The sequence below is a fragment of the Streptomyces sp. NPDC087310 genome (assembly GCF_044744405.1).
Classification (GTDB): Bacteria; Actinomycetota; Actinomycetes; order Streptomycetales; family Streptomycetaceae; genus Streptomyces.
Map to the genome: position 1 here is coordinate 1,092,275 of NZ_JBIUYF010000001.1, position 22,138 is coordinate 1,114,412.

Sequence of the window (22,138 nt, forward strand, 5' to 3'; positions counted from 1 at the left end):
GGGGACATACGCATCATGAGAGAACGCGTTCCCGGGACAGTCGCGAGTGAAGGAGCCCCAGTGAAGGTCGGAATCGTCGGAGCCACCGGTCAGGTCGGCACGGTCATGCGGAGCATCCTGGCCGAACGGAACTTCCCGGTCACCGAGCTGCGGCTGTTCGCGTCCGCCCGGTCCGCGGGCTCCACCATCACGTTCGGGTCCACCCCGATCACGGTCGAGGACGCGGCCACGGCCGACTACGCGGGGCTCGACATCGTGCTCTTCTCCGCGGGCGGCGCCACCTCGAAGGCGCTCGCCGAGAAGGTCGCCGGACAGGGCGCCGTCGTGATCGACAACTCCTCCGCCTGGCGCCGCGACCCCGAGGTCCCGCTGGTCGTCTCCGAGGTCAACCCGCACGCGATCGCGAACCGCCCCAAGGGCATCATCGCCAACCCGAACTGCACCACGATGGCCGCCATGCCCGTGCTGCGCCCGCTGCACGACGAGGCCGGGCTGACCGCGCTGGTCGCCACGACGTACCAGGCCGTGTCCGGCTCGGGGCTGGCCGGCGTGGCCGAGCTGCACGGCCAGGCGCAGAAGGTCGTCGCCGAGGCCGACAAGCTGACGCACGACGGCGGGGCCGTGGACTTCCCCGAGCCCGCCGTCTACCAGCGCCCCATCGCCTTCAACGTGGTACCGCTCGCGGGCGGCATCGTGGACGACGGCTCCTTCGAGACCGACGAGGAGCAGAAGCTCCGCAACGAGTCCCGCAAGATCCTGGAGATCCCGGAGCTGAAGGTCTCCGGGACCTGCGTCCGCGTACCGGTCTTCTCCGGGCACTCGCTCCAGGTCAACGCCCGCTTCACCCGTCCGCTGAGCGTGGAGCGCGCCTACGAGCTGCTGAAGGACGCGCCGGGCGTGGAGCTGTCCGAGATCCCGACGCCGCTCCAGGCGGCCGGCAAGGACGTGTCGTACGTCGGCCGTATCCGTCAGGACGAGACGGCGGAGAACGGTCTGGCGCTGTTCCTCTCCGGCGACAACCTGCGCAAGGGCGCCGCGCTGAACGCGGTCCAGATCGCGGAGCTGGTGGCGGCCGAGCTGACGGCGTAGGGCGACCCACGAGGACGCTCACCGCGGCGGGGCGGGTGCCCCGTACCACCCGGTCTCACCGGCCGGTGGTACGGGGCACCCGCCCCGCCGTCATCCCCGCCCCCAGCGCGAGGGCGAGCGCGGCCAGCGCGCCGCCGAGCCCGAACGCCCCGGCGACCTCGTGGCGGTCCACGGCCCGGCCGCCGAGGAGCGCGCCGAGCGCGATGGCCGCGTTGAACACCCCGGTGAAGAGCGCGGAGCCGGCCTCCCGGCGGTCCGGGACCACCGTCATCAGCCAGCTCTGGGCGCTGACCGGCACCCCGCCGTACGCCACGCCCCACACCAGCAGCAGCGCCACGGCGGCGACCGGCGAGCCACCGGCGGGGACGGTCAGCAGGACCGTCGCGGCCAGCAGCGCCGCGAGGCCCAGCAGCGCCCGGCGCGGGGCGCGGGCGGCGAGCCCGCCCGCCAGGAAGGTACCGGCGAGTGCGGCGGCCCCGTACCCCAGCAGCAGCCCGCTGACCGGCCCCGGGCCGATCCCCGCCACTCGTTCCAGGGCCGGGCGCACATAGGTGTACGCGGCGAAGTGCCCGGTGACCAGCAGCCCGGCCACCACCAGGACGGCCCGTACGCCCGGGACCCGGAACAGCACGGCGACCTCGCCGAGCCGGACCGCCTCCCGCGCGGGCAGCGGCGGCAGCACGGCGAGCAGCACGGCGGCCCCGACGGCGAGCACCGCCATCGCGCCGAACGCCCAGCGCCATCCGACGAGACCCCCCATCAGCGTCCCGGCCGGTACCCCGAGCACGGACGCCACCGCGGTCCCGCTGAAGATCACGGCGGTGGCCCGCCCCACGGCGGCGCCGCCGACGAGCCGCCCGGCGAGCCCGGCCGCGATCGCCCAGACGCCCCCGACACAGACCCCGACCAGGGCGCGCGCGGCCAGCAGCACCCCGAAGGCGGGCGCGAGCGCGGAGAGCACATTGGCGGCGGCGAGCAGGAGCAGCAGCGTACGGAGCACGGTCCGCCGGTCGGCACGGCGCGCGGCGACCGGCAGCAGGGGCGCGGCGAGCGCCGCGACGAGTCCGGGCAGGGTGACGGCGAGCCCGGCCGTACCGTCGGACGCCCCCAGTCCCCGTCCGAGGGGGGTGAGCAGCCCGACGGGCAGCATCTCCGTGGTGACGACACAGCAGGTGGCGGCGGCGACGGCGAGGACGGACAGGGGTAACGCGCTCTTCTCCGGGGGCTGTCCCGCGGCCCGTTCCCTCCGACGCATAGGACAAGCGTTCGCCTGACGTGGCCCCGGATCAACACCCGCGCACCCCCTGACCTCCCGGGCACGGCGTCCCGGCCGCCGAGCGGGCGGTCCTTGTGCCACCGCATCTCCCGTACCGGCCGTGGAAGGATGACTCCACACGTCACATACCGAGGAGATGAACCGGGTGCCTGGCACAAATCTGACCCGCGAAGAGGCACAGCAGCGCGCGCGCCTCCTCAGCGTTGACTCGTACGGGATCGACCTCGATCTCAGCGGCGCACAGGAGGGCGGCACCTTCCGGTCCGTGACCACCGTGCGGTTCCGCAGCGCGGAGGCCGGGGCGGAGACCTTCATCGATCTGGTGGCGCCCACCGTGCACGAGGTCGTGCTGAACGGCACCGCGCTGGACACGGCCGCCGTCTTCGCGGACTCGCGGATCGCGCTCAAGGAGCTCCACGAGGGGCCGAACGAGCTGACGGTCGTCGCGGAGTGCGCGTACACCAACACGGGCGAGGGGCTGCACCGCTTCGTCGACCCGGTCGACGAGCAGGCGTACCTCTACACGCAGTTCGAGGTGCCGGACGCGCGCCGCGTCTTCGCGTCCTTCGAGCAGCCGGACCTGAAGGCGACCTTCCAGTTCACCGTGAGGGCGCCCGAGGGCTGGACCGTCGTCTCCAACTCGCCGACGCCGGAGCCCAAGGACCACCTCTGGGTCTTCGAGCCGACGCCGCGCATCTCGACGTACATCACCGCGCTGATCGCCGGTCCGTACCACTCGGTGCACAGCTCGTACGAGAAGGACGGGCAGTCCGTGCCGCTGGGCATCTACTGCCGGCCCTCGCTCGCCGAGTACCTGGACTCCGACGCGATCTTCGAGGTCACGCGGCAGGGCTTCACCTGGTTCCAGGAGAAGTTCGACTACGCGTACCCCTTCGCCAAGTACGACCAGCTCTTCGTGCCGGAGTTCAACGCGGGCGCGATGGAGAACGCGGGCGCGGTGACCATCCGCGACCAGTACGTCTTCCGCTCGAAGGTGACGGACGCGGCGTACGAGACGCGGGCCGAGACGATCCTGCACGAGCTGGCGCACATGTGGTTCGGCGACCTGGTCACCATGGAGTGGTGGAACGACCTGTGGCTGAACGAGTCGTTCGCCACGTACACGTCGATCGCCTGCCTGGCGTACGCGCCGGACTCGCGGTGGCCGCAGTCGTGGACGACGTTCGCCAACTCCATGAAGACCTGGGCGTACCGGCAGGACCAGCTTCCCTCCACGCACCCGATCATGGCGGAGATCCGCGACCTGGACGACGTGCTCGTCAACTTCGACGGGATCACGTACGCCAAGGGCGCCTCCGTGCTGAAGCAGCTCGTCGCGTACGTCGGCCAGGACGAGTTCTTCAAGGGCGTGCAGGCGTACTTCAAGGCGCACGCCTTCGGCAACACGCGCCTCTCCGACCTGCTGGGCGCGCTGGAGGAGACCTCCGGGCGTGATCTGAAGACCTGGTCGAAGGCGTGGCTGGAGACGGCGGGCATCAACATCCTGCGCCCGGAGATCGAGCTGGACGAGGCGGGTAACGTGCTCTCGCTGGCGGTACGGCAGGAGGCCCCGGCGCTCCCGGCCGGCGCCAAGGGCGAGCCGACGTTGCGCCCGCACCGGATCGCCGTCGGCTGCTACGACCTGGACGGGGACGGCAAGCTGGTCCGTACGAGCCGGATCGAGCTGGACGTCGACGGGGAGCGTACGGAGGTGCCGTTCCCGGCGGACACCCCGCGCCCGGCCGTGATCCTGCTCAACGACGACGACCTGTCGTACGCCAAGGTCCGGCTCGACGAGGAGTCGCTGCGCGTGGTCACCGAGCACCTCGGGGACTTCACGCAGTCGCTGCCGCGCGCGCTGTGCTGGGCGTCGGCGTGGGACATGACGCGCGACGGCGAACTGGCGACCCGCGACTACCTGGCGCTGGTGCTCTCCGGCATCGCGAAGGAGTCGGACATCGGCGTCGTCCAGTCGCTGCACCGCCAGGTGAAGCTGGCCCTGGATCTGTACGCGGCGCCCGCGTGGCGCGAGGCGGGGCTGGCCCAGTGGACGGAGGCGACGCTCGCCCACCTGCGGGCGGCGGAGCCGGGCAGCGACCACCAGCTCGCGTGGGCACGGGCGTTCGCGGCGACCGCCCGTACACCGCACCAGCTCGACCTGTTGCAGGGCCTGCTGGACGGTACGGAGTCGGTCGAGGGCCTGGCCGTCGACACCGAGCTGCGCTGGGCGTTCGTCCAGCGGCTGGCGGCGGTCGGACTCCACGACGAGGAGGAGATCGCGGCGGAGTACGAGCGCGACCGCACGGCGGCCGGTGAACGCCACGCGGCCGCCGCCCGCTCGGCCCGCCCGCTGGCCGAGGCCAAGGCGGAGGCGTGGGCCTCGGTGGTGGAGAGCGACAAGCTGCCGAACTCCCTCCAGGAGGCGGTGATCGGCGGCTTCGTCCAGACCGACCAGCGCGAACTGCTGGCGCCGTACGCGGACAAGTACTTCGCGGCGGTCACGGGCGTCTGGGAGTCGCGCTCGCACGAGATGGCGCAGCAGGTCGCGATCGGCCTCTACCCGGCGATCCAGGTCTCGCAAGAGACCCTGGACGCGACGGACGCCTGGCTCGCCTCGGCGGGCCCGAACGCGGCGCTGCGCCGGCTGATCTCGGAGTCCCGCTCGGGCGTGGAACGCGCGCTGCGGGCCCAGGCGGCGGACGAGGCGGCGGGGGCGTAGCCGACCGGCGTCGGGGGCTTGTGGCCGTGAGCCGAGCCCGGTGGTCACCCTGCTGCGGGTGGCCACCGGGTGCGGGGGCCGCGTGGCGGCCGGGGGCTTGTGGTCGTGAGCTGAGCCCGGTGGCCACCTGCGGGTAGTCACCGGGCGCCCCTCCGGGGGCACGTCCGGGACTGCATGATTTACGGCGCGTGCGGGCCAATTGAAGCGTGACTGCTTGCATGCGCCACAAATCACGCTTTATGTCCCGAACATGCCCCCTGCGTGTCCCCCTTTCCCGCCCGTCACACCCCGCACGCTCCGCCGGCCGCCGTGCCGTACGGCCAGGTGCCGCCGGAAGAAGACCCGGCAGTCAACGGCCTCGCTCAACTCATCCGCATCCGTGGCCAGTCGCTCCGCCCACCACCAGTCGGCACATTCGTCGCAACCGGTGACCGGCTCGGGGGCCGGAAGAGGGGCGGACCTGTCCAGTGGAAGCCGGGCCGACTCCGTCGGCCATACATCCTCGGGCTTCACCTCCCATTCGGCTCCGCCGAGCACCGGACGCAGACGCCAGCGATCTGCCGTCCCGCCACGGAACTCGGCCAGCCTGCCCGTTGTCATGTCGAGGACCGACGAACCCACCTCGGGCGGCACCTTGTGGACCATGACTTACTCCCCTGTTCGCACACTCCCGGTGATACGCAACAGGCGTGAGGGCAGCCCTGTTTGACCGACTGCCGACTCCACCTCATGGCGTTGAGTGGACCCTAGGGAACACCACGTCGGATTCTCAACAGTGAGAAACCGCATCAGACTCGATCGAGTGGTCCCGCTATGGCACAGTGGTTGCCGAGCATCAGGGCAAGGGAGAGGAGCGTGATGGCGTCCGCACGACGGCCGACCTCACGTCAAGCACGACTGGGCGCCGAGCTGCGCAAGCTACGGGAAGCCGTGCCCATGTCCGGTGCGAAAGCGGCCTCGCACCTCGGCGGTGAACGTTCCCTGATCAGCCATGTCGAGGCCGGCCGCTGGGGAATCAAGCCCGAACGGGTTCAGTTCCTCGCTACGCACTATGGCGCGACCGACAAGAACCTCGTCGACGCGCTCGTCGCCATGGCGCGAGAACGCGGCGACGGATGGTGGGACACATTCAACGGCGTGCTTCCTCCGGCACTGTTGGAGCTGGCGGAGATCGAACATCACGCCACTTCTCTGCGCACCGCCCAAGCGCTCATCGTCCCGGGGATTTTCCAGACCGAGGAGTACGCGCACGCGGTCTTCTCCACAGCGAATCCCAACGCTTCGGATGACGAGCTGAGCGCACGGGTGCAGCACCGCCTGGCCCGGCGCGAAGTCTTCGACCGCGAGCACCCGATGCCCTACGAAGCGCTCATTCATGAGGCCGCGCTCCGGATCAACTACGGCAGCCGCGCCATCACCCGCAGGCAGTTGACCTTCCTGCTCGAATCGGCCGACCGGCCGGGCGTGTCCATCCGCGTCATCCCGTTCGCCGCTGAATCCTTCATCGGATTCGTGCCGCAGATGTTCTATGCAGGCGGGACTGTGCCTCAACTGGACACCGTCATCATTGAAAATGTTCTCGGCCTGGTGTTCATGGACGAGGAAGATCAGCTCGAAAAGTATCGATCCCTGTTTGATGCGTTCAAGGATCTCTCACTCGAAACCGATGAGTCGAAGACCATGATTGACCGCATCCTCAAGGAAGGATGAGGGGCAATCATCGTGACCGACGAGGCCACTTGGCAGAAATCATCGTTCTCCCAGGGAGCCGGCGAGTGCATAGAGATTTCCGGCGGTGCTGAAAAGATCCTGATACGCGAGAGCGACAGCCCGGAAACCATCGTGGCCACAGGCCCCGAAGGGCTCGGCGTGCTCATTCTGACCATCAAGGCTGGGGAGTTCGGGCACCTGCTCTGCCCCGCCCGTTCACCGCGCCCCCGCCCGGACCGGAATACGAAGCAGCAGCCCTGAGCAACACAACGCGTGAGGCGTGAGTGGGAGGCGGCATCAACGCGGATTCAGCCCACGCCTGGCCGCGTTGATGACGTTGTGGGCGTCGACCCCGTACACCGCCGACTCGCGGAGGGTCTTCCAGACCTTCCTGTACAGCGTGACGTTGTCGGAGTCGTCCAACCACATCTCGGCGTGCCAGTCCTCGGCGACGACGAGGCGGTCGTCAAGGACCCAGAAGCCGTTGGCAGGCACGATCTTCACGGACGCCGTGAAGGGGATGACGCCCAGCTCGACCGTGTCCATACCGATCATTCCGGTGAGACGGTCGAGTTGGGCGGCCAGCACAGAGGGAGGGCAGATCAGCGAGCGCAGCGCGGCCTCCCACATCAGCACGTGCAGCTTTCGACCGGGCCGGTACAGCCACTCCTGCCGCTGCACCCGAGACCGTACGGCGTCTTCGACATCGCCGACCCCGCCGAACAACTCCGAGTAGCGCTGGATCACGTGGCGGGCGTACTCGGGGGTCTGTAGCGGTCCAGCGATCACCGACTCTTCCCAGACCCACATTTCCGAGGTGCGCTCGATCTCCGCGCTCAGCCCCTCGTGCAGCGGCTTGAAGCCGTTCGCCAGAGCCCTGCGCCATGACCTGATGTGCGACTCGAACCCGGCCAGCCGGGCGGCAAGCTCGGGATACACGCCGGGCTGCTCGGTCGCGTCGGCCCACGCCCTCAGGTCTTCGGGGGTGGCCGTCTGCCTGCCGTTCTCCAGCTTGCTGACCTTGGAGCCTTGCCAGCCCAGCCGCTGGGCGAGCTGCTGACCGGTAAGCCGACCATCAGGGCACGAGAAACGCAGTTCGCGCAGCCGCGCCCCCAACGCCGCCCGTGCCTGCTGATAGTCGGTGCCCACTGGTCACGCGCGTTGTTCGGTCCCGGCCACCTGCACCGCGAACTGGTCGTACGGGACGGCGTGGTGCATGGCCGCGTCGCGAACGATGGCGTACCGCACGACCTCGGCCGGTTCGGTGATCAGCTCGATGTCGAGCAGGTTGTCTTCGTCGTCGAAGTGCAGCAGAGCCACCACCCGCGAGTCGAAGATCCAGAAGTCCTCGGCGGGCAGAGTGGCCCCGTCGGCGTCCTCACGCCAGAGGTAGCGGATGTCCTCGCCCACGGCCGCGTTGTGCCGGGCGTAGTCGAGCAGGAACCGTTGTTCTGTGGTGGGCGGGTTGTCGGCGATGCGGACGCGGCCGACCGTCTTACCCACGTCCGTCTGGGCACGGATGTTGACGAACCAAGGCTCGTCAGGGTCGCAGGGCGACGAGCCCGTGGCCAGGAACTGCTGAAAGTCGGGGTCCTGTCGGTCCGACGCGTAACCGCGCCGCGTCTCCAGACGCCAGGCGGTGTGCTTGAAGGTCTCGAAGAGACGCCGAAAGGTGTCCCGGTCCACGAGCTCCGGCACCCGCTCCATCTCCTTCGGTCCCCAGTTCACGAGCAGTTCGCGCGGCACGGCCACCGCCGCCTCGCCCGGCCCGAAGTGCTGGAGTTGTGCGAGGTCTCCGGGGTCGGTCACGGGCGTGCCCTGAACGATGACTTCTCCGGTGCCGTCGTCCGTGTGCAGAGCGGGGCACCCGTCGACCTTGCTGTCAGTGCCGGTAAAACGCAACTGCCGAGCCATGGACGCTCTCCCTTCCAAGGGGTCTTGATCCAACAGCATGGCCGGGCTCCCGGCTCTCCTCTATGGGGTGGGGCAGAGCCTAGGAGAAAACATCAGCAATCCGAATCGGACGACGAGCAAATTCGAGGAAACACCATATCGCGGACCAACCGCCCACTCCTAGCGTCCTGTTCATGGCAACCAAAGAGCAGCGGAACATCGCCCCCTTCTCGGCGATGGCGTCCCTGAGAGCAGCGCCCGTCGAAGTCGGGATCGTTCTCCCTTCCCTGAGCGTCGATTCCGCGTCGTCTGCGCTGCGGCTCGTTGACGGGGACACGTGCGCGCCGACGTGGCCGCCCGCCTGGCCGCACCACTCCAGCGCGGAGGCCGCGAGTGACCGCCTTTGAGAAGCCGGCCACGACACTCGGCCACGGCAGCCTGCCCTACCCAGCAGGCACGTTGGTGCGAGACACCATCTCAGAGCGCACCGGCCACCTGGTCGGCGTCCTGGAGGAGCGCACCAAAAACGGCAACAAGGTTGTCAGCCGTCAGGCGTTCATGCGCCCCGAGGGCGGCGGCGTCGAGTGGGACGTGCCCTTGGAGCGGATCAAGCCCGTGGACATGTAGCCGACATGGCCGACCCCAAGAGCGCCCCGATCTACGGTTGGGACTGGCAGGCGTGTCCGGTGGATGTGGTGTCAGGCGGGGGCTGTGTACCCGTTGTCCCGCCCCTGTGCGGTCCGGGAACGCAGATCAGGACCACAGTGCCCGTGGTGCTTCATGCCGCGGCCCGGTGGGCCGGGCGGTGCCGGGCACCCCCCTGAGCTGGGGTTGGTGCGATCCGAAGCGTTTTGATGGAACCGATTCGCTGAGACAGAACCCAGACATACGCGAGATCATTTCAGGATCGACCCGGCCCTAGTGTCATCGGTGTCAGCAGGAAACACCGCAACCGACAGTCGCTGGAGATCAAGATGCGTTCGCGTCTCGCCGTCCGTTCCACCCGCCTCGTCCTCGCCGCCGCCGCCGTAACGGCCCTCGCCGCCACGACCACCGCGTGCGGCCCCGAGGAGGACGGCGCCGCGGCCACCACGACCTCCGCATCCACCGAGTCCGCCGGCTCCGGCGGCAGCGACAGCTCCGCCACGGGCGGCTCCAGCGACTCCGACGCCGGCTCGGACTCGGGCACCGGCTCGGGCTCCAAGGACTCCGGCTCCTCCGGCTCCTCCGGCAAGGAGGCCGGCACCGACGACGGCGGGAAGAGCGGCTACGGGCAGTCCTGCGGCACCAACGACCTGAACTTCAAGGTCACCTCGGAGACCCAGGCCGGCGGCTACTACCTCGTCACCGTCTCGGCCAAGTCCGGCATCACCTGCTACCTCGACCCCAACACCCCCAGCGTGTCCTTCGGCTCCGACGCCAGCGGCGTCGCCTCCCCCGTCGGACAGGGCGGCGAAGACCCGATCAAGCTCACCGGCTCCGCCGTCGCCTACACCGGCATCAGCCCCAAGACCACCAACGACGACTCCGGTGTGGAGTTCGAGAACGTCATCATCGCCACCTCCGAGGAGGACGAGAACCCCGCTCAGCTCAAGCTCCCCGAGCCCGCCAAGGTCGACAAGCCCATCGTCACCAACTGGGACGACGAGATCTCCGGGGCCGTCCCGCAGGTCATCTGACCCGCCCACCCACGCCGAGCGGCCCACCGCCCCTTCAGGGGCGGACCGGCGATTTCCCACCGACCCAGTTCAACACCCGCGCCGGGTATGCGAGATGATCCCGCCGTGAAAAAGCTGCGTACCACTGACCCCACCCAGCTCGGCCCCCACACGATCCTCGGGCGTATCGGCGCCGGGGGCATGGGGCAGGTCTACCTCGGACGTTCGCCAGGGGGCCGACTGCTCGCGCTGAAGGTGGTCAGGGACGACTTCGCCGAGTCCGCCGACGTACTGGCCCGGTTCCGCCGGGAGGTGGAGACCGTGGGGCGGGTGCGCAGCGCGTACACGGCGGCGCTGGTCGACTGTGAGGTCGACGCGCGCCCCTACTGGCTGGCGACGGAGTACGTGCCGGGGCCCACGCTCGGAGCGGCCGTGCAGTCGCAGCAGCCGGGCGGGCTGCCGGGGCGGTTCTGTCTGCTGTTGTTCGCCGCTCTCGCCGAAGGGCTGGCCGATGTGCACGCGCGCGGGGTGAGCCACCGTGATCTGAAGCCGCAGAACATCATCCTGTCGGCCGACGGGCCCCGGCTGATCGACTTCGGTATCGCCCGTACGGCGGACCAGACCGCGCTGACCCAGCTCGGGCAGACGGTGGGCAGCCTCGGCTACACCGCGCCCGAGGTCCTCGCCGAGAACCAGGTCGGCCCGGCGGCGGACGTGTTCGCGCTCGGGGCCACCCTGGCGTACGTGGCGACCGGGCGCGCCCCCTTCGGGCCGAACGCGGCCGGGGTGGTGTACCGCACCCTCCACGGGGAGGTCGACGTCGACGGCGTCGATCCGGTGGTCGCCGAGCTGATCACCGCGTGCGTCGACGTGAAGCCCGAGCGGCGGCCGGACCCGGCGGAGATCATCCGGTGGTGCGACGTACGGTCCGCGCTCACCGACGACCCGGTCTACCGGCGGCTCGTCGCCGACGCGCAGAGCGCCACCGCGACGGTCCTGGACGGCGCGCCGGGCCGGGCGGAGGCGCCGCGCTCCCCGGACACGCCGCCGCACCCTCCGCACGAGGCCCCGACGGTCGCCGCCGCTCCCCGGACGCTGCTGGCACCGGCGCGGCCCGTCCCCGCGCCGCCCGCCGCGGGGAGCGCCGGGCGGCGGGCCGCCCTGGTGTCGGCGAGTGTCGCCGCGCTCGTCGCGCTCGTCGGGGCGGTCCTGCTCGTGGTCCAGCCCGGCTGGGGCGAGACCGACTCCGGCGACCTGGCCGGTCCCACGTCCGGGACGAGCCAGTCCCCCGTGGAACTGGCGCCGGAGGAGCCCGCGAAACCCGCGGAGCCGGAGGGCGCGGTGACCGGGATGGCGGCCAAGTGTCTCCATGTCGCCAACTCCGACACGGAGAACGGCGCCGTCCTGCAACTGTGGACCTGCAACAACACCGACGCCCAGCACTGGAAGGTGCTCGACGGGGGCCGGCTCCAGGCGCTGGGCAAGTGCATGGACGTGGAGTGGAGCGGCACGGCGAACAACACGCCCATACGGCTGTGGGACTGCAACGGGAGCGCGGCGCAGCAGTGGGAGAGCCAGGGCGACGGGACGCTCAAGAACGTGGGGTCGGGCCGGTGCCTGGACCTCACCGACGGGAACACGGAGAACGGCACGCCGCTCATCCTCTTCGACTGCCTCGCGAGCGAGAACCAGGTCTGGCGGCTCCCCGCGTAGGTTCAGGAACGCGCGAAGGCGCCGCCCGGCACCGGGTCACGGTGCCGGGCGGCGCCTTCGGAGGCGGAAGCGTCAGACGTGCTGCTTGCGGGACTTGTCGAGCACCATCACCAGGCCGGTGATCACGCCGAAGATCACCAGCGGCGCGACCACGAACAGGCCGACGGTGTCGACCACGCTCAGGCCCGGGCCGGGGTCGTCGCCGTCATCCCGGGTCAGCGCGAGGGCCGGGGACGTCATGAGCAGCATCATCAGCGTCGTACCGGCTGCCAGGGCGCCGGCGCGCAGTGTGTTCTTCTTGTCCACGGTGCAAACGTAGCGAACGCCCCCGGGCGCCGCGCGCGCGGGGTCCCGTACGGGAGCCACGGGGACGCCGTACGGGAGCCGTGCACGGGGATCAGGCGCCCCGCAGCACTTCCGCCAGCCGGTGCAGGCGCGGCGACGCGGTGAGCTCCTCCAGCGTCATCGGGCGGCCCCGCGCGTCCGCCACGGGCAGCCGCCAGTTGGGGTACTGGTCCCAGGTGCCCGGCAGGTTCTGCGGGCGGCGGTCGCCCACCGCGTCCGGCAGCCAGACCCCGACCATCCGCGCCGGGGTGCGCATCAGGAAGCGGTAGAAGGCGCGGATGTTCTCCTCCTCGTCGCCGTCGCCACCGGGCAGCAGCCCGAGCCGGGCGAGGAAGCCGAGCCACTCGGCGACCTCCGCGTGCTCCTCGGACTGCTCCTGCTCCAGCGGGCGGGTGAGCAGGCCGAGGCGGTGGCGCAGCTCCACGTGCTCGCCGGTGAGCCGGGCGGCCGTGGACGGCAGGTCGTGGGTGGTGGCGGTGGCCACGCACCCCTCGCGCCAGCTCTCGGGCGGCAGCGGGCGCCCCGTACCGTCCCAGTCGCGCTCGAACCAGAGCACCGACGTGCCGAGCACACCGCGCCGCTCCAGCGCCTCGCGTACGCCGGGTTCGACCGTGCCCAGGTCCTCCCCTATGACCACGGCGCCCGTCCGGTGCGCCTCCAGGGCGAGGACGGCGAGCATCGCCTCCGCGTCGTAGCGCACGTACGTGCCGTGCGTGGGCGGCTGCCCCTGAGGCACCCACCAGAGCCGGAACAGCCCCATGACATGGTCGATCCGCAGCGCCCCGGCGTGCCTCAGCAGGCCCTGGAGCAGTCCCCGGTACGGGGCGTAGCCGGACGCGGCCAGTACGTCCGGGCGCCACGGGGGCAGCCCCCAGTCCTGGCCGAGCGCGTTGAAGGCGTCCGGCGGGGCGCCGACGGAGATGCCGTCGGCGAAGGCGTCCCGCTGTGCCCAGGCGTCGGCGCCGTCCGGGTGCACCCCGACGGCGAGGTCGTGGACGATCCCGACGGCCATCCCGGCCTCGCGGGCGGCCTGTGAGGCGTCGGCGAGCTGTCCGTCCGTGAGCCAGGCGAGGCGGCTGTGGAAGTCGATGCGGTCGAGCAGCCGGGCCCGCGCGGCGGAGGTCTCGGCGGAGCGCGGGTCGCGCAGCCCCTCGGGCCATGCGCGCCACCGGGGGCCGTGCACCTCGGCGAGGGCGCACCAGGTGGCGTGGTCCTCCAGGGCGGGGCCCTGGGCGGCCAGGAAGTCGCAGTAGTCGGCGTGGCGGCCGGGGCCGAGCGGGACGCGGTCCAGGATCTCCAGGGCGGCGCGCTTCAGCTCCCACACGGCGTCGCGGTCGATCAGCTCGCCGTACCCGCCGCTCTGCGTACCGGCGCCCTCGCCCTTGTCGCCCTTGCCGAGGACGGCCTCGCGCAGCGCGGCAGCCTTCTCCACCAGCGCGTCCAGCCGCTCGCGGTCCGGGCCGTGCACGTACGCGTACTCCGGCACGGCCTCGATCCGCAGATGGACCGGGTCGGGGAAGCGCCGTGAGGAGGGGCGGTACGGGGAGGGGTCGGTCGGGGCACCGGGTACGGCGGCGTGCAGCGGGTTGATCTGGACGAAGCCGGCGCCGAGGGACCGGCCGGACCAGGTGGCCAGTTCGGCGAGGTCACCGAGGTCGCCCATGCCCCAGGAGCGGGTGGACAGGAGCGAGTAGAGCTGCACCAGGAAGCCGTGCGTACGGGCAGGGGGCCCCGGCACCCGGTCGGGCGCGACGACGAGCACGGCCTGTTCCGTACGGCCGTCGGGGGCCTCGGCGGAGAGCCGGTGGACGCCGAGCGGCAGCCGGGCCCACGCGGAGGGCGTGGCGGACACGCGGGTCGTGGCGAGTACGGGAGCGACGCAGGGCAGCTCGACCGTCTCGCCGCGCGCGCTCTGCCAGTACTCGACCTCCACGCGGAGCGTCGAGCCCGCCGGGAGCGCCGTCAGGGCGGCCGGCAGCGGCCGGTCCACGCCCTCTGCGGCGCCGGGGCCCTCCGTGGTGACGGGTCCGGCTCCGTCGGGCGGGCTCCAGAGCACCAGCGTCGGCGGCAGCAGACGGCTCCCGGCGGCGGACTCGGCGCTGCTCAGGGCGGCGCTCACCGCCGCGGGCGTGGACGCGTCGACGCCCAGCGCGGCGAGCACGGAGACGACCGTGGCGTCGGGTACCGGGACGTCGGTGCCCGGTGAGGGTGCGTACCCGGTGGCGACACCGTGCAGCTCGGCGAGCCTGGCCAAGCCCATACGGACTCCTTGTTCAGAAGGTCATACCCCTGGGGACTCCGTACCGCCGGCGGTGCCGGGCGCGGTCGGTTCGCTGGTCAGGGGGGCGGTGTCGGCGAGGGGCGGTTCGCTGGTGAGAGGGGCGGCGTCGGCGAGCGGGGGCTCGCTGGTGAGGGGGCCCGCGACGACGGCGGCGAGCGGAGGCTCGCTGGTCAGTGGCGCGGGCTCGGTCTGTTTGGAGAGGGCGGAGAGCAGGAGCTGTGCGGATGCGGCCATGACGGCGCCTCCCGATGATGGGGAACAGGACATTGCAGCCCTACCCAGCGGACGAGGCCGCAGACGTCCACCCCCCGTAAACGTGTGTTGAGTCACGATCTGTTCCCCGAACTCGGTGACCGGACCGGCCGTATTCCCTGCCGAGTCCGATCATGACCGCGTGCTGCGTGGACATGATTACCACAACGGGCAAATGCGACACAACGGCCGCGCGCGTTGACACCTTCACCACGGGGGTGGTGGGCTCGTTGCCGCCTGGGGCCGGGGTATGACGCGGTCTGCCCGGCGGACTCCTACAGGACGGTGACGGAACGGCGTTGGCGGACTTACGGCAGAACCTCGACCCGGCCGGGCAGTGGCACCGGCGGTACCGGGGCGCGGCAGGAGGGGAACCAGGCATGCACTTCGGGCACAGGAGGACCGCGACCGTCATGGCCGTCGCCGTGATCGGCGGCCTCCTCGGCACCGCGCCGAGTGCACCGGCCGCCCCACGGGACCCGGCGCCCCCCGCGGCCTCCGCACCCTCGCGGGCGGGCCAGGACGCACCCGGGCGGGCGGGCCGGGACGCGCTTCCCGCCGTCTGGCCCCGGCCGCAGACGATCCGGGCCGCAGGGAGGGCCGTCACCCTCGGGGACGAGGCCACCGTCGTCACGGGCCCGGGAGCCGACCCGTACGCGGTACGGGAGCTGGTGGCGCTGCTGCGCTCCGCCGGGGTCCGCACCGTACACAGCGTGCCGGAGTCCGGTACGGCCCGTGACGCCACCGGGAAGGGCCCGGTGGTCCTGGCGGGCGGCGCCGGCGCCCGCGCCGCGCTCGACGCCCTGCGCGCCCCCGAGCAGGCCGACATCCCGTCCGGCGGCTACCGACTGGCGGCGGGCACCGTCAAGGGCCGTGGCACCGTCGCCCTGGACGGCATCGGCGAGGACGGCCTCTTCCACGCCGCCCAGACCCTGCGCCGGCTCGTCACCCCCCGGCCCACGGGGCGCGGCGACGAGCGGCCCGCCGTCCCCGGGGTGGTCGTACGCGACTGGCCGGGCACGGCGGTACGCGGCACGGCCGAGGGGTTCTACGGGCGCCCCTGGAGCCACGCCCAGCGGCTCGCACAGCTCGACTTCATGGGGCGCACCAAGCAGAACCGCTACCTGTACGCGCCCGGCGACGACCCGTTCCGCCAGGCGCGCTGGCGCGATCCGTACCCCGCCGCGCAGCGGGCCCACTTCCGCGAACTGGCCGAGCGCGCCCGGCGCAACCATGTGACGCTCGCCTGGGCCGTCTCCCCCGGCCAGTCCCTGTGCATGACCTCGGAGCGGGACCTCAAGGCGCTGAACCGCAAGATCGACGCGATGTGGGCGCTGGGGGTGCGCGCCTTCCAGCTCCAGTTCCAGGACGTCAGCTACAGCGAGTGGAACTGCCGCGCGGACGCACAGGCGTTCGGTTCGGGCCCCGAGGCGGCGGCCACGGCGCAGGCGCGGGTGGCCGGTGCGGTGGCCACCCGGCTGGCGCAGCGGCACCCGGACGCCGAACGGCTCACGGTGATGCCGACCGAGTACTACCAGGACGGCACCACGGAGTACCGCACGGCGCTCGCCACAGCGCTCGACCCGCGCGTGCAGGTGGCGTGGACGGGCGTCGGGGTCGTGCCGCGCACGATCACCGGCCGCGAGCTGAAGGCCGCGCGGGCCGCCTTCAAGCACCCGATGGTCACCCTGGACAACTATCCGGTCAACGACTACGCCCAGGGCCGGCTCTTCCTCGGCCCCTACACCGGCCGGGAACCGGCGGTCGCCACCGGCTCGGCCGAGCTGCTCGCCAACGCGATGGAACAGGCGTCCGCCTCCCGCATCCCGCTGTTCACGGCCGCCGACTACGCGTGGAACCCGCGCGGCTACCGGCCCCAGGAGTCCTGGCGGGCCGCCGTGGACGACCTCGCCGACGGCGACGGCCGGGCCCGTGAGGCGCTGGGCGTGCTGGCGGGCAACGGCGCCTCGTCCCTCCTCAGTCCGTCGGAGTCCGCGTACCTGCAACCGCTGCTGACCGCGTTCCGGCACTCCCGTACGACCACGGACGCCACGGCCCGCAAGAAGGCGGCGAGCGCGCTGCGGGCCGCGTTCACCGCGATGCGCGAGGCCCCCGAGCGGCTTTCGGACACGGCCGGGGGCCTGCTCGCGGACGAGGTACGGCCCTGGCTCGACCAGCTCGCGCGGTACGGCGAGGCGGGCGAACTGGCCGTGGACCTGCTGTCCGCCCAGGACCGCGGCGACGGGGCGGGCGCCTGGCGGACCTCGGCGAAGCTGGCGCCGCTGCGCACGGCGGCGAAGGCAAGCAAGGCCACCGTCGGCCCGGGCGTGCTGGGCGCCTTCCTGGACCGGGCGGTGAACGAGTCGTCGGCCTGGACGGGCGCGGACCGCGCCAAGGACCGGTCGGTCACCGAGGACACCGCAGAGGGCGGCCGGCGAACGTACACCGCCAGCGTGGGGCGGCCCCGGCCCGTCGAGACACTGCACACGATGACGGCCCCGGGCACCGGCGCGGGCGCGACCGTCGAGGCGCATGTGCCGGGCCAGGGCTGGCGGGCGCTGGGCCCGCTCTCGCCGAGCGGCTGGACCGAGAACGGCGGCAAGGCGCTGAAGGGGCTCAAGGTCGACGCGGTACGGATCGTCTGGCCGGGCGGCCCCACCGCGGGGAGGCCACCGTCTGCGGTCGCGTTCGCCCCCTGGTTCACGGACGAACCGAAGGCCGGCCTGGTCCTGGCACGGAACGAGACGGACGCACAGATCGGCGGACGCCCCGAACGGGTGGAGGCCCGGCTGACGGCGCTGCGGCCCGGCGCCGTGAAGAGCGCGCTGAAGGCGAAGGCACCGTCCGGCATCCGGGTCAAGGTGCCGAAGGAGACGACGGTGCCGCGCGGCTCCCGTACGCACGTCCCCGTCGAGGTCAGCGTCCCGGCGGACACCCCCGCGGGCAGCTACGAGGTGCCGCTCTCCTTCGCGGGCGAGGAACGCACGCTGACCGTACGTGCCTCCCCCGCCACCGGCGGCCCGGACCTCGCCCGCACGGCCACCGCGTCGTCCTCCGGCGACGAGACCCCCGACTTCCCCGCATCAGGCGCGGTGGACGGCGACCCGACCACCCGCTGGTCCTCCCCCGTGCGCGACGACGCCTGGCTCCAACTGCACCTGGCCCGCCCGGCCCGGGTCGGCCGCGTGGTCCTGCACTGGCAGGACGCGTACGCGAGCAGGTACCGCGTCCAGGTCTCCCAGGACGGGCATACGTGGCGCACAGCCGCAACCGTGAAGGACGGCAGAGGCGGCCGGGAAGCGATCGGCCTGGACGCCGAGGACACCCGCTACCTCCGCGTCCAGGGCGAGGCCCGCGGCACGCGATTCGGCTACTCACTGTTCGCAGTGGAGGTCTTCGAGGTGCTTCCTTAAAGGCCGGGCCGAAGATTCCGGCACCGGGAAACCCCTCACCGGCCCCGGGGCTCTCCCGACCCTGGCGGCGAGTGAGCCGAGCACGGTCGACCGTCGACAGCGGCATAGAGCGCCCCGGAGGCGAACCGAGCCCCTTAAAGAACAGCATCAATGCGGGCTACCGCGTCCTCCGCTCCGTACGGTTGCAGGTACGGCATCCAGCGCGGGTCGCGGTGGCCGGTGCCGATGATGCGCCAGGCGAGGCCCGAGGGCGGGGCGGGCTGGTGGTTGAGGCGCCAGCCGAGTTCTCGCAGGTGGCGGTCTGCCTTGACGTGGTTGCAGCGGCGGCAGGCGGCCACCACGTTGTCCCACACGTGTTGTCCGCCGCGGCTGCGGGGGATGACGTGGTCGACGCTGGTTGCGACGCCACCGCAGTACATGCAGCGTCCGCCGTCGCGGGCGAAGAGGGCCCGGCGGGTCAGCGGGACGGGCCCCCGGTAGGGGACCCGCACGAAGCGCTTGAGCCGTACGACGCTGGGCGCGGGGATGACGCGGGTCTCGCTGTGCATATAGGCGCCGGATTCCTCTAGGCAGAGGGCCTTGTTCTCCAGAACGAGGACGAGCGCGCGGCGGAGCGGTACGACGCCGAGCGGCTCGTACGACGCGTTGAGGACCAGGACATGCGGCACGGATGCCTCCTTGTACGCCGGCGGCACGTGGCTCGCGCCGGGACGATCTGCTCTCAGTCTCCCCTCATGCCTGGTCGAAACGCCACCACGTCCAGGTAACGGGCTCGGAGTGTTTTCCGCCACCAAGAGGCGGCACCGGTCGCCCCGGGCCTCACAAGGGCCGTACAGCCGCACTACAGGGCCCACGTGAGGAGTGTCTCTCCGTGGCGCGGAGCGCCGGACGGGCCACGTTGCCCCGTTAGTGTGGTTGGTCCCGCCGTACATCCGCCGCGGCCGCCGCGCGTCCGTCCGGCCGTATCTGGAGGTTTTCTGTCGTGTCCTGGTCCGCCCCGCTGGCAGCCGGTTCCTCGTCCGACCCCGTCACTCTCGACGAGGCGGCGGACCGGGCGACCGACGCGGCGAGCTGGGTCGAGGAGAACTGGGCCACGTGGCTGAGCATCGGCCTGCGCATGACGCTGATCCTGGTGATCGCGCTCGTGCTGCGCCATGTGATCCGCCGGGCACTGACCAAGCTGATAGACCGGATGAACCGCAGTGTCCAGACCGTCGAGGGCACCGCCCTGGGTGGGCTGCTGGTCAACGCCGAGCGGCGCAGGCAGCGCTCGGAGGCCATCGGGTCGGTGCTGCGGTCGGTCACCTCGTTCCTGATCCTGGGCACGGCCGCGCTGATGATGCTCGGCGCGCTGAGCATCAATCTGGCTCCGCTGCTGGCGTCCGCCGGGGTCGCCGGGGTGGCGCTCGGTTTCGGCGCGCGCAACCTGGTGACCGACTTCCTGTCCGGCGTCTTCATGATCCTGGAGGACCAGTACGGCGTCGGGGACACGATCGACGCCGGGGTGGCCTCCGGTGAGGTGATCGAGGTCGGGCTGCGCGTCACGAAGCTGCGCGGCGACAACGGTGAGATCTGGTACGTGCGCAACGGTGAGGTCAAGCGGATCGGCAACCTCAGCCAGGGCTGGGCGACGGCCGCCGTCGATGTGATGGTCAGGCCATCGGAGGACCTGGAGCGGGTCCGTACGGTGATCCACCAGGTGGCCGAGAAGCTCGCCAAGGACGATCCGTGGAACGAGCGGCTGTGGGGCCCGGTGGAGGTGCTGGGCCTGGACTCGGTGCTGCTGGACTCGGTGACGGTACGGGTCTCGGCGAAGACCATGCCGGGCCAGGCGATCGGGGTGGAGCGCGAGTTGCGCTGGCGGATCAAGCTGGCCTTCGACGAGGCGGGCATCCGGATCGTCGGCGGGGTCCCGGCCGCGCTGGAGCAGGAGTCCGCGCCGGATCCGGCGGCGGGTGTCGCGGCCCCTTCGGCCCTGGCGAGCCCGACGTCCCCGCAGTCCCTGGCGGCTTCGCCGCTCGTACCGCCGGCCAACCTGGCCAAGTGAGCCGTCCCGGCCGCTGCTGAGGGCCGCTGCCGAGGGCGGCCGAAGGGGTGCCTCGCGGGGGAACGAGGGGTACCGGGGGGAGAAGTGGGGTAGCTCGGCCGGGAGTCATCCGAACGCGTACGAACTGCCGTGAAGGGGAACCGATCTCCGGGTTCCGGCGTATTCATGGTGGGGAGAGCGGGCGGCTGCGGCGGGCGCGTCATGCGTCAAGATCCAGTCAGCTCTTGCGCAGTTGTCGGTACCTGCGGCCATACTGCTGGCCGAGAGCTGTCCCCCGGCCCGCAGGGGGTGGGCCGCCGTCGTCCATGACCGAGGGGGAGGTCACGTGACATACCCGCCGAATGTGCGCACAGCGCCACCGTCGGTTCCGCAGCATGCGCCGGCGCTGCCGCCCGCGCCGCCGGGCGAGCCGGAGCCACCCGCGCGGCGGGCGGCGTGGTGGGAGACGACGGACCGGCTGCGCGCCGCGGCGACGACGGAGCCCGGACGGCTGAGGATCATCGGCGCGGCTCTGGCGCTGCTGGTGGTGGCGTTCGGGGCGGTGACGGCGTGGGAGGTCGCCGACCGGCACTCCGCCGCCGGTGACGTGGTGAGCCGCAGTCAGCCGCTGAGCGCGGACGCGGCGAACATCTACCGCTCGCTGGCCGACGCCGACACGGCGGCGGCCAGCGGTTTCCTGGCGGGCGCCCAGGAGCCGGCGACGGTGCAGAAGCGGTACCGGGAGGACATCGCGACGGCGTCCGGGCTGCTGATCAGGGCGGCGACGCACACGGACAGCGACAGCGAGTCCGGCCGGCAGATAAGAACGCTCAACGAGGGACTGCCGCGCTACACCGGGCTGGTGGAGCGGGCCCGCGCCAACAACCGGCAGGGACTGCCCCTGGGCGGCGCCTATCTGCGGTACGCGAACGAGCAGATGACCAAGGAGCTGCTGCCCGCCGCCGAGAAGCTGTACGCGGCGGAGACGGACCGGCTCGCGCGGGACAACGACGCCGCGCGGCTCTGGCCGTTCGTCTCGCTGGCGATCGGGGTCGTGGCGCTCGGTGTGCTCGTCTGGGCGCAGCGGCGCAACTACCGTCGGACGAACCGGGTCTTCAACCACGGGCTGCTCGCGGCGACCGCCGGGGCCACGGTCCTGCTGCTGTGGCTGGCCGTCGGCCAGACCGTCGCGCGTTCCGAGCTGGACAGCGCCCAGAAGCAGGGCCAGGAGTCCCTGAAGGTCCTCAACGACGCGAGGATCAACTCCCTCAAGGCGCGCGCGAACGAGAACCTGACCCTGGTCGCCCGGGGCGCGGTCCTCACGGCCGACGGCAAGCACGACAAGTACGAGACGGATTTCGCGACGGGCATGGACAAGCTCAGTACCGCTCTCGGCGAGGCCAAGAAGCTCGCCGACAACAGCGCGGGCGGCAGACCCGTGGACGAGGCGATCTCGGCGGTCGCCCAGTGGCGCGAACGTCACCGGTCGGTCAGCGAGACCGACCGATCGGGTGATTACGGCACGGCGGTGAGCAAGGTCATCGGCACCGGCGGTTCGACGGGCCAGTCGTTCGACCGGGTCGACAAGGCGCTGGGTGCGGCCGTCGAACAGGAGCAGAAGGAGTTCAAGCGGTCCGCGTCGGACGGCCGGGGCGCGCTGAGCGGGCTGGCGGTCGGCGCGGGGGTGCTGGCCCTGGTGGCGGCGGTGGGCGCGATCCTGGGTGTGGGCCGCAGGCTTTCGGAGTACCGGTGAGAGGGGGAGG

Annotated in this window: 17 protein-coding genes; 10 read left to right on the plus strand and 7 right to left on the minus strand. The window is 71.7% G+C overall.

Features of this window, described 5'->3' with window-relative positions:
• Window positions 1-60 precede the first annotated feature (60 nt).
• On the plus strand, window positions 61-1,089 hold the full coding sequence (locus ACIO3P_RS04405; protein WP_329827070.1) for an aspartate-semialdehyde dehydrogenase: 1,029 nt from the start codon (window positions 61-63) through the stop codon (window positions 1,087-1,089).
• A 55-nt stretch (window positions 1,090-1,144) separates the two neighbouring features.
• Here the strand turns inward: ACIO3P_RS04405 and ACIO3P_RS04410 are convergent, their stop codons facing one another.
• Entirely contained in the window at window positions 1,145-2,344 is a 1,200-nt protein-coding gene (locus ACIO3P_RS04410; protein ID WP_401978119.1) for an MFS transporter, read from the minus strand.
• 166 nt (window positions 2,345-2,510) lie between these two features.
• Here ACIO3P_RS04410 and pepN point away from each other — a divergent pair, with 166 nt between their 5' ends.
• The 3 genes from pepN (at window position 2,511) to ACIO3P_RS04425 (ending at window position 7,055) form a co-directional block, all read left to right on the plus strand.
• Window positions 2,511-5,084 carry an aminopeptidase N gene (gene pepN, locus ACIO3P_RS04415; protein WP_329827068.1) on the plus strand — a complete coding sequence of 858 codons (2,574 nt, stop codon included), beginning with the start codon at window positions 2,511-2,513 and terminating at the stop codon, window positions 5,082-5,084.
• Between the two features lie 858 nt (window positions 5,085-5,942).
• On the plus strand, window positions 5,943-6,794 hold the full coding sequence (locus ACIO3P_RS04420) for a helix-turn-helix domain-containing protein (protein ID WP_401855273.1): 852 nt from the start codon (window positions 5,943-5,945) through the stop codon (window positions 6,792-6,794).
• Window positions 6,795-6,806: 12 nt separating this feature from the next.
• Window positions 6,807-7,055 (plus strand): DUF397 domain-containing protein, encoded by a 249-nt coding sequence (locus ACIO3P_RS04425; RefSeq protein ID WP_401794088.1) that lies wholly within the window; start codon window positions 6,807-6,809, stop codon window positions 7,053-7,055.
• 36 nt (window positions 7,056-7,091) lie between these two features.
• On the opposite strand, the gene ACIO3P_RS04430 is transcribed toward ACIO3P_RS04425, so the two are convergent.
• Complete coding sequence (locus ACIO3P_RS04430) at window positions 7,092-7,943, minus strand: helix-turn-helix domain-containing protein (protein ID WP_401794091.1); 852 nt, start codon at window positions 7,941-7,943, stop codon at window positions 7,092-7,094.
• A gap of 3 nt (window positions 7,944-7,946) precedes the next feature.
• On the minus strand, window positions 7,947-8,708 hold the full coding sequence (locus ACIO3P_RS04435) for a DUF6879 family protein (protein ID WP_401794093.1): 762 nt from the start codon (window positions 8,706-8,708) through the stop codon (window positions 7,947-7,949).
• Between the two features lie 372 nt (window positions 8,709-9,080).
• Here ACIO3P_RS04435 and ACIO3P_RS04440 point away from each other — a divergent pair, with 372 nt between their 5' ends.
• The 3 genes from ACIO3P_RS04440 to ACIO3P_RS04450 all read left to right on the plus strand — a co-directional run bounded on the left by ACIO3P_RS04440 (window position 9,081) and on the right by ACIO3P_RS04450 (window position 12,058).
• On the plus strand, window positions 9,081-9,314 hold the full coding sequence (locus ACIO3P_RS04440) for a hypothetical protein (RefSeq protein WP_401794096.1): 234 nt from the start codon (window positions 9,081-9,083) through the stop codon (window positions 9,312-9,314).
• Between the two features lie 347 nt (window positions 9,315-9,661).
• Window positions 9,662-10,366 (plus strand): hypothetical protein, encoded by a 705-nt coding sequence (locus tag ACIO3P_RS04445; protein WP_401854971.1) that lies wholly within the window; start codon window positions 9,662-9,664, stop codon window positions 10,364-10,366.
• 105 nt (window positions 10,367-10,471) lie between these two features.
• Window positions 10,472-12,058, plus strand: coding sequence for an RICIN domain-containing protein (locus ACIO3P_RS04450; protein ID WP_401854973.1), 1,587 nt, complete (start codon window positions 10,472-10,474; stop codon window positions 12,056-12,058).
• 72 nt (window positions 12,059-12,130) lie between these two features.
• Here the strand turns inward: ACIO3P_RS04450 and ACIO3P_RS04455 are convergent, their stop codons facing one another.
• The 3 genes from ACIO3P_RS04455 to ACIO3P_RS04465 form a co-directional block, all read right to left on the minus strand.
• Window positions 12,131-12,364 (minus strand): hypothetical protein, encoded by a 234-nt coding sequence (locus tag ACIO3P_RS04455; protein ID WP_329827065.1) that lies wholly within the window; start codon window positions 12,362-12,364, stop codon window positions 12,131-12,133.
• A 91-nt stretch (window positions 12,365-12,455) separates the two neighbouring features.
• Window positions 12,456-14,663: a 4-alpha-glucanotransferase gene (gene malQ, locus ACIO3P_RS04460; RefSeq protein ID WP_401854975.1), complete on the minus strand. Its 2,208-nt coding sequence runs from the start codon at window positions 14,661-14,663 to the stop codon at window positions 12,456-12,458.
• A gap of 21 nt (window positions 14,664-14,684) precedes the next feature.
• Window positions 14,685-14,918: a hypothetical protein gene (locus ACIO3P_RS04465; protein ID WP_329827063.1), complete on the minus strand. Its 234-nt coding sequence runs from the start codon at window positions 14,916-14,918 to the stop codon at window positions 14,685-14,687.
• Window positions 14,919-15,316: 398 nt separating this feature from the next.
• On the opposite strand from ACIO3P_RS04465, the gene ACIO3P_RS04470 reads away from it, so the two are divergent.
• Window positions 15,317-18,349 (plus strand): beta-N-acetylglucosaminidase domain-containing protein, encoded by a 3,033-nt coding sequence (locus tag ACIO3P_RS04470; protein WP_401854978.1) that lies wholly within the window; start codon window positions 15,317-15,319, stop codon window positions 18,347-18,349.
• A 134-nt stretch (window positions 18,350-18,483) separates the two neighbouring features.
• Here the strand turns inward: ACIO3P_RS04470 and ACIO3P_RS04475 are convergent, their stop codons facing one another.
• On the minus strand, window positions 18,484-19,017 hold the full coding sequence (locus ACIO3P_RS04475; protein ID WP_329827061.1) for an HNH endonuclease: 534 nt from the start codon (window positions 19,015-19,017) through the stop codon (window positions 18,484-18,486).
• A 314-nt stretch (window positions 19,018-19,331) separates the two neighbouring features.
• Here ACIO3P_RS04475 and ACIO3P_RS04480 point away from each other — a divergent pair, with 314 nt between their 5' ends.
• Window positions 19,332-20,396, plus strand: coding sequence for a mechanosensitive ion channel family protein (locus ACIO3P_RS04480; protein WP_329827060.1), 1,065 nt, complete (start codon window positions 19,332-19,334; stop codon window positions 20,394-20,396).
• Window positions 20,397-20,721: 325 nt separating this feature from the next.
• Window positions 20,722-22,128 (plus strand): hypothetical protein, encoded by a 1,407-nt coding sequence (locus ACIO3P_RS04485; protein WP_401794115.1) that lies wholly within the window; start codon window positions 20,722-20,724, stop codon window positions 22,126-22,128.
• Window positions 22,129-22,138 lie beyond the last annotated feature (10 nt).

Coding starts and splice junctions, on each gene's coding strand:
- ACIO3P_RS04410 (WP_401978119.1), bottom strand. CDS start 2,344: ATGCGTCGGAGGGAACGGGCCGCGGGACAGCCCCCGGAGAAGAGCGCG.
- ACIO3P_RS04420 (WP_401855273.1), top strand. CDS start 5,943: ATGGCGTCCGCACGACGGCCGACCTCACGTCAAGCACGACTGGGCGCC.
- ACIO3P_RS04435 (WP_401794093.1), bottom strand. CDS start 8,708: ATGGCTCGGCAGTTGCGTTTTACCGGCACTGACAGCAAGGTCGACGGG.
- ACIO3P_RS04445 (WP_401854971.1), top strand. CDS start 9,662: ATGCGTTCGCGTCTCGCCGTCCGTTCCACCCGCCTCGTCCTCGCCGCC.
- malQ (WP_401854975.1), bottom strand. CDS start 14,663: ATGGGCTTGGCCAGGCTCGCCGAGCTGCACGGTGTCGCCACCGGGTAC.
- ACIO3P_RS04465 (WP_329827063.1), bottom strand. CDS start 14,918: ATGGCCGCATCCGCACAGCTCCTGCTCTCCGCCCTCTCCAAACAGACC.
- ACIO3P_RS04470 (WP_401854978.1), top strand. CDS start 15,317: ATGCACTTCGGGCACAGGAGGACCGCGACCGTCATGGCCGTCGCCGTG.